We start from the raw sequence: 14,956 nt of genomic DNA, 5'->3' as shown, positions 1-14,956 counted from the left end.
TTCGTCATGGGGATAGTCGCCGGGCTGGACAGTTCGCCCGATTTCACTCGTATCGTCGTCTGCGACGCGGACACCGGAGCCGTGCTCAGGCAGGGATATGCGCCGCACCCGGTGGAGAGTCCGGACAGCGGGGGTCGGCTCAGTGACGTCGATCCCCAGGCCTGGCTGCTCTCCCTCGGGGAGGCGGCCGGCGGGGGTCTGCTGGAGGGTGTGCAGGCCATCGGGGTGTCCTCGCAGCAGAACGCGCTGGTCCCGCTGGACGCGCAGGGCAACACCGTGCGGCCGGCGATGGTGGGCGGCGACAAGCGCGCCCAGGTCGCGGCGGCCGATCTGATCGACGCCCTCGGAGGGCGCGAGGCCTGGGCGCAGGCCGTGGGATGCGTGCCGCAGGCCGCCCAGCCGGTGACCAAGCTGAGGTGGCTGGCCAAGACCGAGCCCGAGGCCGCGCTGCGCACCGCCGTGCTGATGCAGGCCCACGACTGGCTGGTGTGGCAGCTGCTGGGCCGGCCGGTGAGAAGGACCACGGACCGGGGCGGGGCCTCCGGGACCGGGTACTGGTCCGCCGCGATGGGCGGATACCGGCCGGATCTGGTCGAGCTGGCGCTCGGTCACCAGGCCATGCTGCCCGAGGTGATCGGGCCGTCCGACGCGGCCGGTACGACACCGGAGGGGCTGCTGATCTCCGCCGGCACCGGCGAGACCATGGCGGCGGCGCTGGGGCTCGGGCTGGGCATGGGGGACGTGGTGGTGTCCCTGGGCGCCTCCGGGTCCGTCATGGCCGTGCATCCCGAGGCGCTGGTCGACCAGTCCGGGATGATCACCTCCCTCGCGGACGCGACCGGCATGCACCTGCCGGTGGTGACCACCCTGAACGCCGTACGGACCCTGCGCGGCACCGCCGAACTGCTCGGCGCGCCCGATCTGGAGGGGCTGTCCGAGCTGGCGATGAAGTCGACGCCGGGCTCGCACGGGCTGGTGATGCTGCCCTATCTGGAGGGCGAGCGGACGCCGAACCTGCCGCACACCGCCGGGACGCTGGCGGGGCTGCGCCGGGAGTCCATGAAGCCCGAGCACTTCGCGCGGGCCGCGTTCGAGGGCATGCTGTGCGGGCTCGCGGACGCGCTCGACGTGCTGCGCGGGCGGGGCGTGAGCGTGCAGCGGATCTTCCTGCTGGGCGCGGCGGCCGAGCTGCCGGCCGTGCAGGCGGCGGCGCCGGCGCTCTTCGGCGCGCAGGTCGTCGTACCGCAGCCGGCGGACTACGCGGCGATCGGGGCGGCCCGGCAGGCGGCCTGGGCGCTCGGGGCGAAGCAGGGCACCCTCGATCCGCGGACCCCGCCGGTGTGGCAGGGCGCGGCGGCGGTCGTGCTGGATCCGGGCGAGGATCTGGCGGTGGGGCAGGCGGTGCGCCAGCAGTACGTGTCGGTGCGGGAGCAGACGCATCCGGGGGCGTTCCGGGCATAGGGCCGGGCCCGGGGGCACCCGTCCAGGTACGCGGACGGCGTATATCACGCGGCTCTCGGCTTAATCAGTTGAGGTAACGCGGGTGGAGTGTCCGACGATAGGGGCCAGGGGCAACCAATGCCCCTCCCGCCGACTCCGAGAGACGTAGCGTGCTCATACGACTTCTGCGGACCTATCTCAGGCCCTACAAGAAACCCATCGCCCTGCTGGTGCTGCTGCAGTTCCTGCAGACCTGCGCCACCCTGTACCTGCCCACGCTGAACGCGCACATCATCGACAACGGCGTCGTCGAGGGGGACACCGGTTACATCCTGTCCTACGGCGGCGTGATGATCGGCATCTCGCTGGCGCAGGTCGTGTGCAACATCGGCGCCGTCTACTACGGTGCCCGGACCGCCTCCGCGCTCGGCCGGGACATCCGGGCGGGCGTCTTCGACCGGGTGCAGTCCTTCTCCTCCCGGGAGGTCGGTCAGTTCGGCGCGCCCTCGCTGATCACCCGGACCACCAACGACGTCCAGCAGATCCAGATGCTGGCCCTGATGGCGTTCACCCTGATGGCGTCGGCGCCGATCATGTGTGTGGGCGGCATCGTGATGGCGCTCGGCCTGGACGTCCCGCTGTCCGGGGTGCTGGTCGCCGTCGTCCCGGTGCTGGGCGTCTGTGTGACGCTGATCGTGCGGCGGCTGCGACCGCTGTTCCGGTCGATGCAGGTGCGGCTGGACACCGTGAACCGGGTGCTGCGCGAGCAGATCACCGGCAACCGGGTGATCCGCGCGTTCGTCCGCGACGAGTACGAGCAGCAGCGGTTCCGGAAGGCCAACACCGACCTCACGGACATCTCGCTGAAGACCGGCAACATGCTGGCGCTGATGTTCCCGGTGGTCATGACCACGGTGAACCTGTCCTCGATCGCGGTGGTCTGGTTCGGCGCCCACCGGATCGACAGCGGTGAGATGCAGATCGGTGATCTGACCGCGTTCCTCGCCTATCTGATGCAGATCGTCATGTCCGTGATGATGGCCACCTTCATGTTCATGCAGGTGCCGCGGGCGGAGGTGTGCGCCGAGCGCATCCAGGAGGTGCTCCAGACCTCCTCCTCGGTGGTGCCGCCGGTGGCGCCCGTCACCGAGCTGCGCCGGCACGGGCATCTGGAGATCCGGGCGGCCGGCTTCCGCTACCCGGGGGCCGAGGAGCCCGTCCTGAAGGCGGTCGACCTGGTGGCGCGGCCCGGCGAGGTCACCGCCGTCATCGGCTCCACCGGCAGCGGCAAGTCCACGCTGCTCGGTCTGGTCCCCCGGCTGTTCGACGCGACCGACGGGGAGGTGCTGGTCGACGGGGTGCCGGTGGCCGACGTCGACCCGGTCCTCCTCGCCCGGACCGTCGGGCTGGTCCCGCAGAAGCCGTACCTCTTCGCGGGGACCGTCGCGAGCAATCTGCGCTACGGCAACCCGGACGCCACGGACGAGGAGCTGTGGCACGCGCTGGAGGTGGCCCAGGCCAAGGAGTTCGTGACCAAGCTGGAGAACGGGCTGGACTCCCCCATCGCCCAGGGCGGGACGAACGTCTCCGGCGGTCAGCGCCAGCGGCTCGCGATCGCCCGGACGCTCGTGCAGCGGCCGGAGATCTATCTCTTCGACGACTCCTTCTCCGCCCTCGACTACGCCACCGACGCGGCCCTGCGCGCGGCACTCGGCCGGGAGACGGCCGAGGCGACGGTGGTGATCGTCGCCCAGCGGGTGGCGACCATCCGGGACGCCGACCGGATCATCGTCCTCGACGAGGGCCTGGTCGTCGGCTCCGGCACCCACCGTGAGCTGATGACGGACAACGAGACCTACCGGGAGATCGTGCTCTCCCAGCTGACGGAAGCGGAGGCTGCCTGATGGCCGGGCCCATGGGACGCATGATGGCCGGCACCGGTCCCGACAACCGCTCGCTGGACTTCAAGGTGTCCGGCAGGCGGCTGCTCACCCACTTCAAGCCGGAGCGGCTGACGCTCTACGTGATGCTCTTCTGCGTGGTGCTGAGCGTCGGGCTGAACGTGGTCGGCCCGAAGATCCTCGGCAAGGCCACCGACCTGGTGTTCGCGGGCATCATCGGCCGGCAGATGCCGGACGGCGCCAGCAAGGAGCAGGTGCTCGACTCGATGCGCGAGCGCGGCGAGGGTCAGGTCGCCGACATGCTCAAGAGCACCGACTTCACCCCCGGCAAGGGCATCGACTTCGACCAGGTCGGCGAGGTCCTGCTGTTCGCGGTCGGGGTGTTCCTCGTCGCGGGTCTGCTGATGGCGGTGGCGACGCGCCTGGTCAACCGGGCCGTCAACCGCACGATGTTCCGGATGCGCGAGGACGTGCAGACGAAGCTGTCGCGGCTGCCGCTGTCGTACTTCGACAAGCGCCAGCGCGGCGAGGTGCTCTCCCGCGCCACGAACGACATCGACAACATCCAGCAGACGCTCCAGCAGTCGCTGGGCCAGCTCATCAACTCACTGCTGACCATCATCGGCGTGCTGGCGATGATGTTCTGGGTCTCCTGGCTGCTCGCGCTGGTCGCGCTGGTGACCGTGCCGCTGTCGGCGGTCGTCGCCGCGAAGGTGGGCAAGCGGTCGCAGCCGCACTTCGTGCAGCAGTGGCGCTCCACCGGCAAGCTGAACGCGCACATCGAGGAGATGTACACCGGCCACACGCTGGTGAAGGTGTTCGGCCGCCAGGAGGAGTCGGCGCGGCAGTTCGCCGAGCAGAACGACGCGCTGTACGAGGCGGGGTTCAAGGCGCAGTTCAACAGCGGGATCATGCAGCCGCTGATGTTCTTCGTGTCGAACATCAACTATGTGCTGGTGGCGGTGGTCGGCGGTCTGCGGGTGGCGTCGGGTGCCCTGTCCATCGGCGACGTCCAGGCCTTCATCCAGTACTCCCGGCAGTTCTCGATGCCGCTGACGCAGGTCGCGTCGATGGCGAACCTGGTGCAGTCGGGCGTGGCCTCCGCCGAGCGGATCTTCGAGCTGCTCGACGCGGAGGAGCAGCAGGCCGACCCGGCGGCCGGCGCGAGGCCGGAGGAGCTGCGCGGGCGGGTCGCGCTGGAGCACGTCTCGTTCCGCTACGACCCCGAGAAGGGGCTCATCGAGGACCTCTCGCTGACGGTGGAACCGGGCCACACGGTCGCGATCGTCGGCCCGACGGGCGCCGGCAAGACGACCCTGGTGAACCTGCTGATGCGGTTCTACGACGTCTCCGGCGGCCGGATCACCCTCGACGGCGTGGACATCGCGCGGATGTCGCGGAACGAGCTGCGCGCCGGGATCGGCATGGTGCTCCAGGACACCTGGCTGTTCGGCGGCACGATCGCGGAGAACATCGCGTACGGCGCCTCGCGCGAGGTCACCCGGGGCGAGATCGAGGAGGCGGCGCGGGCGGCCCACGCGGACCGGTTCGTGCGGACCCTGCCCGAGGGGTACGACACGGTGATCGACGACGAGGGCAGCGGGGTGAGCGCCGGTGAGAAGCAGCTGATCACCATCGCGCGGGCGTTCCTGTCCGACCCGACGATCCTGGTGCTGGACGAGGCGACCTCCTCGGTCGACACCCGTACCGAGGTGCTGATCCAGAAGGCGATGGCGAAGCTGGCGCACGGCCGGACGTCGTTCGTCATCGCCCACCGTCTGTCGACGATCCGGGACGCGGACACCATCCTGGTGATGGAGAACGGCTCGATCGTGGAACAGGGCGCGCACGCCGAGCTGCTGGAGGCGGGCGGGGCGTACGCGCGTCTGTACAAGGCGCAGTTCGCGCAGGCGGTGGCGGAGGTGGACTGATCCAGGTCCGGGGTCGAGGGGTTGCGGGGTTGCCCACCTCCGGGTGGGCAACCTTCAGTCCAGGTAGCCCCGAAGCTGGTCCGCGAACGCGTGGTCCCGCAGCTTGTTGAGGGTCTTCGACTCGATCTGCCGGATCCGCTCCCGCGTCACCCCGAAGATGCGCCCGATCTCCTCCAGGGTGCGCGGGCGCCCGTCGGCGAGGCCGTAGCGGAGCTGTACGACCTTGCGCTCACGCTCGCCGAGCGTGGAGAGCACCGCCTCCAGGTGCTCGCGCAGGAGGAGGAACGCGGCCGACTCGACGGGGCTGGTCGCGTCGCCGTCCTCGATGAGGTCGCCGAGGGCCACGTCGTCCTCCTCGCCCACCGGGGCGTGCAGGGAGACGGGTTCCTGGGCCAGCCGCAGGACTTCGCCGACCCGCTCGGGGGCGAGGTCGAGCTGGCCGGCGACCTCGTCGGCGGTCGGCTCGTAGCCGCGTTCCTGGAGCATCCGCCGCTGGACGCGCACCACCCGGTTGATCAGTTCGACGACATGCACCGGGACGCGGATGGTGCGGGCCTGGTCGGCGAGGGCGCGGGACATGGCCTGGCGGATCCACCAGGTGGCGTAGGTGGAGAACTTGTAGCCGCGGGCGTAGTCGAACTTCTCCACCGCGCGGATCAGTCCGAGGTTGCCCTCCTGGACGAGGTCGAGCATGGTCAGGCCGCGTCCGACGTACCGCTTGGCGACGGAGACGACGAGCCGCAGGTTGGCCTCGATGAGGCGGCGCTTGGCCATGCGGCCCATGACGACCAGCCGGTCGAGGTCGAGGGCGAGGTCGCTGTCCAGGTCGGGCGTGCTGCCCAGTTTCTCCTCGGCGAACAGCCCGGCCTCGACCCGGCGGGCGAGGTCGACCTCCTCGGCCGCGGTGAGCAGCGGGATGCGTCCGATCTCCCGCAGGTACTGGCGGAACAGGTCGGAGGAGGGCCCGCTGGTGTCGGCGGCGGCCCGCGCGGGGGGCGCCTCGGCGGGCTCAGGGGCCTCGGAGGCCTCTTCCAGGGCCTCCGGGGGCGGTTCCGTCTCCGGGTGGTGCGCGGCACGGTGCTGCGGCGGGACCGCGACCAGCACGTCGGTCTCGGCGTCCGGTTCCGTGTCGTCGGTAGTGCTGGCGTTCTGCGTCAGGGTCTGGGTCTGCACGGGGGCGACCTCCAGGATGATCGCTGCTGAGGTGAGCGGCAGCGGTACTGCGGGGGCCGCTCCGAGGACTCAGGCACCGGACCCAGTGTGGGGTACGACACATCCCCGCCACGAGGGGCGTGCGGTGACTTTTTGAGTCCGGTCCGTAACCAGCTGTTCAGAGCGCCGAGGCGCCGTGTGCCCGCAGCGCCTGGTCGTACTGCTGAAGCACCCACAGCTCGTTCTGTACGGCGGCCAGTTGGGCCTGGTCGCCGCCGGCGCCGAGACGGGTCAGCTGGGACTGGACGTCACGGACGCGGCGTTCCACGGCGCGCCGGCGGACCTGGACGAGGACCGTGCCGGCGTAGACGTCGTCGACCGTGCGGCGCATGATCGGCTCGACGGCGAGTTCGGTGACCATGGCGCGGACGGTGTCGTCGGGGGCGGCCTCGCGGACCCGGATCAGGTACTCCTGGGCGTCCTGGAGCCCCCACTCGGCGCCGCCCGCGTCCATGACGGCCTGGCGTACGGCGGCGTAGGGGGCGGCGGTGAACTCGTCGACGCCGTACGCGTCGAAGGCCGGGGAGACCAGTTCGGGGCGCTGGAGGGCGAGCTTGAGCAGCTCGCGCTCGGTGGCGTAGACGGGGTTGCGCAGGGTGAGGGCCGGGCCGGCGGTGGCGGGGCGGGGGGCGGCCTCGTAGGCCTGCTGGGGGCCGCCGCGGCCGGTCGGCGCGGGGCCCTTGCCGCCCCCGCGTCGGTGCAGGTGACCGACACGGTCCACGACGAACTCCGGGTCGAGGATGCCGACCAGGCCGGCGAGTTCCACGGCCATCTCACGCCGCGCGGTGCGCTCCTTGATCCGGGCTGCCACGGGGGCCGCTTCGTCCAGGGCTGCAGCACGCCCCCCGGCGGTCTCCAGGTCGTAGCGCTTCACGATCTGCTGAAGCGCAAACTTGAAGAGCGGGGTGCGCGGTTGAACCAGTTCGGCGACGGCGTCGTCCCCCTTCGCCAAGCGCAGCTCGCAGGGGTCCATGCCATCGGGAGCAATCGCGATGTAGGTCTCGGCGGCGAACTTCTGGTCATCCTCGAACGCCCGCAACGCAGCCTTCTGGCCTGCCGCGTCGCCGTCGAAGGTGAAGATGACGCGTGCGGTGCCGTTGTCCATCAGCAGTCGGCGCAAAACCTTGATGTGGTCGCCGCCGAAGGCCGTGCCGCAGGTGGCGATGGCGGTGGTGACGCCGGCGAGGTGGCAGGCCATGACGTCGGTGTAGCCCTCGACGACGACGGCGCGGCTGGCCTTGGCGATGTCCTTCTTCGCCAGGTCGATGCCGTACAGCACCTGGGACTTCTTGTAGATCGCCGTCTCGGGCGTGTTGAGGTACTTGGGGCCGTTGTCCGCCTCGTAGAGCTTGCGCGCGCCGAAGCCGACGACCTCGCCGCCGATGTCGCGGATGGGCCACATCAGCCGGCCGCGGAAGCGGTCGATGGGGCCGCGGCGGCCCTCCTGGGAGAGGCCGGAGAGCAGCAGCTCCTTGTCGGTGAAGCCCTTGCCGCGCAGGAAGCGGGTGAGGTGGTCCCAGCCCTGGGGGCTGTAGCCGACGGAGAAGTGCTGGGCGGCGGCCTGGTCGAAGCCGCGCTCGGCGAGGAACTGACGGCCGGTGTCGGCCTCCGGGCTGGTGGCGAGCTGTTCGGTGTAGAAGTCGGCGGCGATCTTGTGGGCCTCGACCAGGCGGATGCGTTCACCGCGCTGGTGGGAGGGGTTGTAGCCGCCCTCCTCGTAGCGCAGGGTGATGCCGGCCTGGGCGGCGAGCCGCTCGACGGCCTCGGAGAAGGTGAGGTGATCGACCTTCATCACGAAGGTGAGGGTGTCGCCGCCCTCCTGGCAGCCGAAGCAGTGGAAGAGCCCCTTGCTCGGGCTGACCTGGAAGGAGGGCGACTTCTCGTCGTGGAACGGGCACAGTCCCTTGAGGTTGCCGCCGCCCGCGTTGCGCAGCTGGAGGTACTCGGACACCACGGCGTCGATCGGGACCGCGTCCCGTACCGCCTTCACGTCCTCGTCGTTGATCCGTCCTGCCACGCGTGAATTCTACGGGGGCGCGCCGACAACTCCGGCGAGCGGTCGCACCCCTCAGGGGCGCGGGGAACTGCGCGACAAGCCACGTACGGCCCGCACGCGTGCGACGGCAGAGCCCCGCGGACGCCTAGGCGCCAAGGCTCTCCCACGGCACATGGGGATCCGCCAGCGCCTCCGTGTCCACGGCGGCCCGCGAGGCGATCAGCCTCTGGATCGGCTCTGTGACGTCCCACACGTTCACGTTCATCCCGGCGAGGACGCGCCCTTCCTTCACCCAGAACGCGACGAACTCCCGCTTCCCCGCGTCCCCGCGGATCACGACCTCGTCATACGACCCCGGAGGCGCCCAGCCGCTGTACTCCATGCCCAGGTCGTACTGGTCGGTGAAGAAGTAGGGCACGCGGTCGTAGGTGACGTCCTTGCCGAGCATGGCGCGGGCCGCCGCCGGTCCGCCGTTGAGGGCGTTGGCCCAGTGCTCGACCCGCAGCCGGGTGTCGAACAGGCCGTGCGGGAACGAGGCGACGTCCCCGGCGGCGTACACGTCCGGGTCGGAGGTGCGCAGCCGGGCGTCCACGGCGACGCCGCCGCCGTGGGCGCGGTCGGCGAGCGTGAGCCCGGCGGCCTCCGCGAGCGCGGTGCGCGGGGCCGCGCCGATCGCGGCGAGGACGTCGTGCGCCGGGTGCTCCTCGCCGTCGTCGGTGCGCACGGCGAGGACCATGCCGTCCTGGCCGACGATCTCGGTCAGCCGGACGCCGAAGCGGAAGCGGACGCCGTGCTCGCGGTGCAGCTCGGCGAAGACATTGCCCAGCTCGGGGCCGAGGACGTTGTGCAGGGGGGTCGCGGCCGGTTCGATGACGGTGACCTCGGCGCCGTACTCGCGGGCCGCCGCCGCCACCTCCAGGCCGATCCAGCCGGCGCCCGCGATGACCAGGTGGCCGTTGTCGCGGCCGAGGGCGGTGAGGACGCCCTTGAGGCGCTCGGCGTGCGCGAGCCGGCGCAAGTGGTGGACGCCCGCGAGGTCGGTGCCGGGGATGTCGAGGCGGCGCGGTTCGGCGCCGGTGGCCAGCAGCAGCTTGTCGTAGTGGACGAGGGTGCCGTCGTCGCCGAAGCGGACCGTCTTCGCCGTGCGGTCGATCGCGTCGACGGTCTGGCCGAGGTGCAGCTCGATGTCGTGGCGCGCGTACCAGGCGGGTTCGTGCACGAAGACGCTCTCGCGGGTCTTCTTGCCGAGCAGGAAGCCCTTGGACAGCGGCGGCCGCTCATAGGGGTGGTCGCGTTCGTCGCAGATCAGTATCACGCGGCCGGTGAAGCCCTCCGCCCGCAGCGTCTCGGCCGCCTTCGCGCCGGCCAGGCCTCCTCCGACGATGACGAATGTCTGATCCGCGTCGACCACGTGATGCCTCCTCGTAAGAGAACCGCCACATGCGAGCGTCCCGCACGGAGCGTGATGGGGGAAGGGGACGTGGCCCGATCAGGCCACGCTGGGTCACGTTCGGGTCCGTTTGGGTGCACTTGCGCGCACTCCTGCCCCTGGGGTCACGGGTGCCCGGTCAGCCGGGAGTGAAGGGAGCGGGCGGAGGCGTCGGTGAGGGAGGCGATCTGGTCGACGATCACGCGTTTGCGGGCGCGGTCGTCGGCGGCCTCGGCGAACAGGGCGCGGAACTGGGGGTCGAGGCCCTCGGGCGCGCGGGCGGTGAGCGCCTCGGCCAGCTCGGTGATCACGACGCGCTGGTCGGCGCGGAGCCGCTCCTGCTCGGCGCGCTGCATGACGTACCGGTCGGCGACGGCCTTGAGGACCGCGCACTCCAGGCGGGTCTCGTGCGGTACGACGAGTGCGGCGCCGTAGCGGGTGAGGGGCCCGGAGCCGTAGCGCCCGCGGGTGGCGCCCTCCGCGGCGAGGCAGAAGCGGCCGATGAGCTGGCTGGTGGCGTCCTTGAGGCGGGCCTGGGCGACCGCGGAGCCGTCGTAGCCGTGCGGCCACCACTCCTGGTCCTCGAGGCGGTCGAGGGCGGCGGCGAGTTCGGCCGGGTCGGTGTCCGCCGGGACGTAACGGCCGACGGCGACCCGGAAGACCTCGGCGCGCTCCGGCGCGTCGCGCAGCCGGGCGGGGTCGATGTGGCCGGCGTGCAGACCGTCCTCCACGTCGTGCACCGAGTAGGCCACGTCGTCGGACCAGTCCATGATCTGCGCCTCGAAGCAGGTACGGGAGCCGGGGGCCTCCTTGCGGGCCCATGTGAAGACGGGCCGGTCGTCCTCGTAGACGCCGAACTTGGGGGAGGCCGGGTCCGTGGGGTGGCCGCCCCTGGGCCAGGGGTACTTGGTGGCGGCGTCGAGGGTGGCCCGGGTGAGGTTGAGACCGACGGAGCCCTCGGCGGTGAAGCGCTTGGGCTCGATCCGGGTGAGCAGGCGCAGCGACTGCGCGTTGCCCTCGAAGCCGCCGCAGTCGTGGGCGAAGTCGTTGAGGGCCTGTTCGCCGTTGTGACCGAACGGGGGGTGGCCGAGGTCGTGGGCGAGACAGGCCGCTTCGACGAGGTCGGGGTCGCAGCCGAGGGCGGCGCCCAGTTCACGGCCGACCTGGGCGCACTCCAGGGAGTGGGTGAGGCGGGTGCGGGGGGTGGCGTCCCACTCCTGGCTGCGCTCCCCCGGCGTGACGACCTGGGTCTTTCCCGCGAGCCTTCTCAGCGCGGAGGAGTGCAGGATTCTCGCGCGGTCGCGCTGGAAGGCGGTGCGGCCGGGGCGCTTGTCCGGTTCGGGGGCCCAGCGTTCGGCTGACGGCAGGTCATAGGGCATGTTTCGACATTAAGCGGCGGTAGTGACAATCGGGTGCTCAGGGGCGCCTTTCGACCACTGTCACCCGCCGAAGGACCAGGGGCCGAGGCGGCCCCACGCGACGAAGGCGGCGAGCGCGAGGTAGACCGCGTTCACCAGGACCAGCCCGGACTGGCCGAGACGGCCGTGGGTGATCATGGCGCCGATCATGAGGGCGACCCAGCAAAGGGCCGTCACCGGCACCATGACCGGGGCGACACCGAGCACGGCGGGCAGGATCAGCCCGGCCGCGGCCAGCAGCTCCAGGATCCCGAGGGTCCTGACGAAGCCGTCGCTCGCCTGCTGCGTCCATTCCCCGCCGTGCTGGGCGGACAGTCTCGCCCTGGGGACGAAGGTCTTGGTGATGCCGCCCGCCAGGGCGACCGCGGTCAGCAGTCCGGCGGCGGTCCACAGGGTGATGTTCATGGGGGCTCCCGGGTCGGTGGGAAGAGGGTCAGGCGCCGAAGGCGGGTGCGTGCGCGCGGGCCCAGTCGGCGAAGGTGCGCGCGGGCCGGCCCAGCAGGTCCGCCACGGTGGCGGTGGTGGGTCCCGGGCGGCGGGCGTAGTCGGCCAGGGAGCCGAGCAGCCGGTCGGGGACCTCCTCGGGCAGCCCTTGGGCGAGCATGCCCTGGCGGATCCGCTCGGGCGGGAGCTCCTGGAAGGTCAGGTCCCGGCCGAGGGCGGCCCCGATGAGCCGCACCTTCTCGGCCTGGTCCAGCGACTGCGGCCCGGTCAGGGTGTGCACCGGCCCCGGCGGGAGGGTGCCGCGCAGGGCGTGTACGGCGACCTCCGCGATGTCGTCCTCGTGGACGGGCGAGGTCGCGGCCCGGCCGTACGCGCCGCGCACCACGTCGCCGGACCTGATCTGGGGTGCCCAGGCCAGCGCGTTGGCCGCGAAGTCGGCCAGGCGCAGGACCGTCCAGTCCAGGCCGGAGTTCCTGACGAGGTCCTCGGCGTGGCGGAACTGCGCGGCGAAGCGGGCCTCCCCCGCGGGATGGTCCACGGTGGTGGCCGACAGCAGCACCACCCGCCGTACGCCCTGGCCGGCGGCGAGCCGCAGGAGTGCGCCGAGCCCCGGGCCGGTGGCGCGCGGGCTGATCTGGAGGGCCCGCGCCCCGGCCAGCGCCGGCTCGATCCAGCCGGGGTGGAACAGGTCGCCGACGACGGCCCGGACACCGTCCGGGAGCGCGTCCGCGCCGGGACCGCGGGTGACCGCGGCGACGGCTGCCTTCTCGCCGTTCTCGCCGCCGCCCCCGCGCTCCCGCAGCAGCAGGTCCATCACCCGGCGTCCCACGACACCACCGGCTCCGGTGATCAGGTACATGACACTACTCCTTCGGTGATGAGCCCGTGAGCGGCGCGGAGTCGACGTACCGGACCTCGTAGACCCGTTCGTCGAACCGCCAGCCGTCGGGTGTGCGCCGGTAACGGTCGTGGTAGAGGGCGTGGTTGCGATGGGATCCGCCGTCGCGCATCCGCCCGAACTCCTCGATGTACACCCGCCCGGTCGCCGTGTCGCCGTCGAGCCGGACGACCCCCGCGTGGACGTTCTGGACGAAGAACTCCCACAGCCCCTGCCCCCACTCGATCCCCGACCGGATCTCCTCGCGGCCGGTGAACTCCTTGCCGATGTGCGGCCAGCGCACGACTGCGCCGGGGGTGAACAGCGAGGCGAAGCGGTCGAAGTCACGCATCATCACCGCGTCGGTGACCTCGGCGCGCAGTTCCTCGATCTCGAAGCGGTCGACGACGTCCTGGGAAGCGTTCATGCCCTCAGCATCGACGCAGGTCAGCGGGCGAACAAGGTAAAGTCCGTGGGGCTGTTCATAACGTGGGGGTTATGCATGGAGCTGCGGGACGTCGAGATCTTCCTGACCCTGGCCGAGGAACTGCACTTCGGCCGCACCGCCGAACGGCTCCATGTGTCCCAGGCCCGGGTCAGCCAGGCCATCCGCCGACAGGAACGGCAGCTCGGTGTGGTCCTGTTCGACCGCACCAGTCGGCGGGTGGCCCTGACCCCGGTCGGCCGGCGCCTGCGGGAGGACCTCCAGCAGGCCCTCGACCTCCTGCGCGCGGGACTCGCCCGGGCCCAGGCCGCCGGTGCGGGCGCGGACCGCACCCTCAGACTCGGTGTGTTCGGGCATGCCGGGCATGAACTACGGCCCCTCGTCGACGCGTTCCGCGCCCGCCACCCCGGCGGCGACGTCGAGTTCGGCGAGATCAACGGCGTCGACGCCTTCACCGGTCTGCGCGGCGGGGAGCACGACGCGCACGTGCTGTGGCTGCCCGTCGTCGAACCGGACCTCACCGTCGGCCCCACCGTGCTCACGATGGGCCGGGTGCTGGCCGTGGCCGCGGACCATCCGCTCGCCGGACAGGGCACGGCCTCGCTGGAGGACCTGGCCGACCACCACGTCGTCGACATCGGTCCCGGGCTCCCCGAGTACTGGGTCGCCTCCATGGTCCCCACCCGCACCCCGCTGGGCCGCCGTGTCCCCCGCGGGCCCGTCGCGCGGACCTTCCACGAGATCCTCTCGCTGGTCGCCTCCGGCCGCTGCGTCCACCCGCTGGGCGAGATCGCCGCGCGCTACAACAAGCCCCCCGGCGTCGTCTTCCTGCCCCTGACCGACGCTCCCGCCCTGGAGTTCGCGCTCACCTGGCGCACCGGCGCCGACAGCCCCGCCCTGCGCGCCCTGGCCGAGACCGCCGCCGACCTCGGTCCCCTCGCCGCGTGAGACGGAGAAACCTCCTCGTGGGACGGAGGCGTCAGGCGGCGTTGCTGCTGCCGCCCGTCTCCAGCGCCCGGTCGTAGCGGTGGAGCAGCAGGTCGGCCATCGCGGGGTGGGTGCCCAGGGGGGCCGAGGCGATCCAGGGGGCCTGCTCGGCGCACTCCCGGGCGAAGCGGCCCGGCGCGGTGAAGTACGAGGCCACCGCCACCCGGTCCCGGCCCCGCGCCGCCAGCGCGCGCAGGGCCGCCTCCACCGTGGGGGTCGCCGTCGACGCGTACGCCGGGACCACCGGGACGCCCAGGCGCTTCGCCAGCAGCTGGGCCGTGCGGCGGGTGTCCGTCGCCGAGTCGGGGTCACGGGAGCCCGCCGCCGCGAGGACCACGGCTCCGGTACGGCGGTCCTCGGCGGTCGGGGCCGGGGGCCAGCCCGCCTCCAGGAGACGGGTGTGCAGGGTGTCGACCAGGAGGGGGTGCGGGCCGAGCGGGGCCGCCACACGCGTGCGGACCCGGGCCGTCGCCGCCATCTCCGGGATGTCCCGCTTGACGTGGTAGCCGCGGGCGAGGAGCAGGGGCACCAGGACGGCGTCCGTGGTGCCGCGGGCGTCCAGGGCGGCCAGCGTGTCGGTGAGCAGGGGCTCGTTGAGCTCGATGTGGCCGAGGTGCACCGGCAGTCCGGGGCGCCGGTCGCGGACCCGGTCGAGCAGGGTGCGGACGGTGCTCAGGGCGCGCGGGTCCCGGCTGCCGTGGGCGACGACCACCAGCGCGGGCGGGGCCGGGCGCCGGCGGGCGTCGAGCTGGACGAGGCTTGGCTGGCTCATGCCCCGATCGTCGCCGGGCGAGGTTGCACCCCCGTTGCCTGACCGTCACGAGTATTTTCCGGGCGTTCACGGCGAGGGTAGGGGCGCTGTGAGGTCCGGGGCCC

12 protein-coding genes are annotated in these 14,956 nt (G+C 72.0%); 4 read left to right on the top strand and 8 right to left on the bottom strand.

Translation table 11 applies throughout. The features are described from left to right. Positions 1-6: 6 nt before the first annotated feature. The 3 genes from ABZ490_RS01065 (at position 7) to ABZ490_RS01055 (ending at position 5,272) form a co-directional block, all read left to right on the top strand. A complete protein-coding gene (locus ABZ490_RS01065) occupies positions 7-1,461 on the top strand; it encodes an FGGY family carbohydrate kinase (protein ID WP_055636451.1) in 1,455 nt (484 codons plus the stop codon). 149 nt (positions 1,462-1,610) lie between these two features. Further along, positions 1,611-3,344 carry an ABC transporter ATP-binding protein gene (locus ABZ490_RS01060; protein WP_358982558.1) on the top strand — a complete coding sequence of 578 codons (1,734 nt, stop codon included), beginning with the start codon at positions 1,611-1,613 and terminating at the stop codon, positions 3,342-3,344. After that, positions 3,344-5,272 carry an ABC transporter ATP-binding protein gene (locus ABZ490_RS01055; RefSeq protein ID WP_358982556.1) on the top strand — a complete coding sequence of 643 codons (1,929 nt, stop codon included), beginning with the start codon at positions 3,344-3,346 and terminating at the stop codon, positions 5,270-5,272. The genes ABZ490_RS01060 and ABZ490_RS01055 overlap by 1 nt, the downstream gene beginning before the upstream one ends. A 54-nt stretch (positions 5,273-5,326) precedes the next feature. On the opposite strand, the gene ABZ490_RS01050 is transcribed toward ABZ490_RS01055, so the two are convergent. The 7 genes from ABZ490_RS01050 to ABZ490_RS01020 all read right to left on the bottom strand — a co-directional run bounded on the left by ABZ490_RS01050 (position 5,327) and on the right by ABZ490_RS01020 (position 13,075). Beyond that, positions 5,327-6,487: an RNA polymerase sigma factor gene (locus ABZ490_RS01050; protein ID WP_358982955.1), complete on the bottom strand. Its 1,161-nt coding sequence runs from the start codon at positions 6,485-6,487 to the stop codon at positions 5,327-5,329. A 115-nt stretch (positions 6,488-6,602) separates the two neighbouring features. Continuing rightward, on the bottom strand, positions 6,603-8,501 hold the full coding sequence (dnaG, locus tag ABZ490_RS01045; protein ID WP_358982554.1) for a DNA primase: 1,899 nt from the start codon (positions 8,499-8,501) through the stop codon (positions 6,603-6,605). A 124-nt stretch (positions 8,502-8,625) separates the two neighbouring features. Further along, positions 8,626-9,891: an FAD-dependent oxidoreductase gene (locus ABZ490_RS01040; protein ID WP_358982552.1), complete on the bottom strand. Its 1,266-nt coding sequence runs from the start codon at positions 9,889-9,891 to the stop codon at positions 8,626-8,628. Positions 9,892-10,034: 143 nt separating this feature from the next. Continuing rightward, entirely contained in the window at positions 10,035-11,288 is a 1,254-nt protein-coding gene (locus ABZ490_RS01035) for a deoxyguanosinetriphosphate triphosphohydrolase (protein ID WP_358982550.1), read from the bottom strand. A gap of 60 nt (positions 11,289-11,348) precedes the next feature. Continuing rightward, on the bottom strand, positions 11,349-11,732 hold the full coding sequence (locus tag ABZ490_RS01030; protein ID WP_358982548.1) for a DoxX family protein: 384 nt from the start codon (positions 11,730-11,732) through the stop codon (positions 11,349-11,351). A 28-nt stretch (positions 11,733-11,760) separates the two neighbouring features. Beyond that, positions 11,761-12,630, bottom strand: a complete 870-nt coding sequence (locus ABZ490_RS01025; protein WP_358982546.1) for an NAD(P)H-binding protein — start codon at positions 12,628-12,630, stop codon at positions 11,761-11,763. Between the two features lie 4 nt (positions 12,631-12,634). Continuing rightward, a complete protein-coding gene (locus ABZ490_RS01020) occupies positions 12,635-13,075 on the bottom strand; it encodes a nuclear transport factor 2 family protein (RefSeq protein WP_358982544.1) in 441 nt (146 codons plus the stop codon). Positions 13,076-13,150: 75 nt separating this feature from the next. Between ABZ490_RS01020 and ABZ490_RS01015 the strand changes: the two genes are divergently transcribed. Continuing rightward, positions 13,151-14,041 (top strand): LysR family transcriptional regulator, encoded by an 891-nt coding sequence (locus ABZ490_RS01015; RefSeq protein ID WP_358982542.1) that lies wholly within the window; start codon positions 13,151-13,153, stop codon positions 14,039-14,041. A 31-nt stretch (positions 14,042-14,072) separates the two neighbouring features. On the opposite strand, the gene ABZ490_RS01010 is transcribed toward ABZ490_RS01015, so the two are convergent. Continuing rightward, positions 14,073-14,852: a sirohydrochlorin chelatase gene (locus tag ABZ490_RS01010; protein WP_358982540.1), complete on the bottom strand. Its 780-nt coding sequence runs from the start codon at positions 14,850-14,852 to the stop codon at positions 14,073-14,075. Positions 14,853-14,956: the final 104 nt, after the last annotated feature.

This window comes from Streptomyces sp. NPDC005811 (assembly GCF_040630405.1).
GTDB lineage: Bacteria > Actinomycetota > Actinomycetes > Streptomycetales > Streptomycetaceae > Streptomyces.
This window is presented reverse-complemented; position numbering and strand designations above follow the sequence as displayed.

Excerpts from the sequence above, each read along its gene's own strand:
- ABZ490_RS01010 (WP_358982540.1), bottom strand. The coding sequence starts at position 14,852 with ATGAGCCAGCCAAGCCTCGTCCAGCTCGACGCCCGCCGGCGCCCGGCC.
- ABZ490_RS01020 (WP_358982544.1), bottom strand. The coding sequence starts at position 13,075 with ATGAACGCTTCCCAGGACGTCGTCGACCGCTTCGAGATCGAGGAACTG.
- ABZ490_RS01030 (WP_358982548.1), bottom strand. The coding sequence starts at position 11,732 with ATGAACATCACCCTGTGGACCGCCGCCGGACTGCTGACCGCGGTCGCC.
- ABZ490_RS01035 (WP_358982550.1), bottom strand. The coding sequence starts at position 11,288 with ATGCCCTATGACCTGCCGTCAGCCGAACGCTGGGCCCCCGAACCGGAC.
- ABZ490_RS01055 (WP_358982556.1), top strand. The coding sequence starts at position 3,344 with ATGGCCGGGCCCATGGGACGCATGATGGCCGGCACCGGTCCCGACAAC.
- ABZ490_RS01015 (WP_358982542.1), top strand. The coding sequence starts at position 13,151 with ATGGAGCTGCGGGACGTCGAGATCTTCCTGACCCTGGCCGAGGAACTG.
- ABZ490_RS01025 (WP_358982546.1), bottom strand. The coding sequence starts at position 12,630 with ATGTACCTGATCACCGGAGCCGGTGGTGTCGTGGGACGCCGGGTGATG.
- ABZ490_RS01065 (WP_055636451.1), top strand. The coding sequence starts at position 7 with ATGGGGATAGTCGCCGGGCTGGACAGTTCGCCCGATTTCACTCGTATC.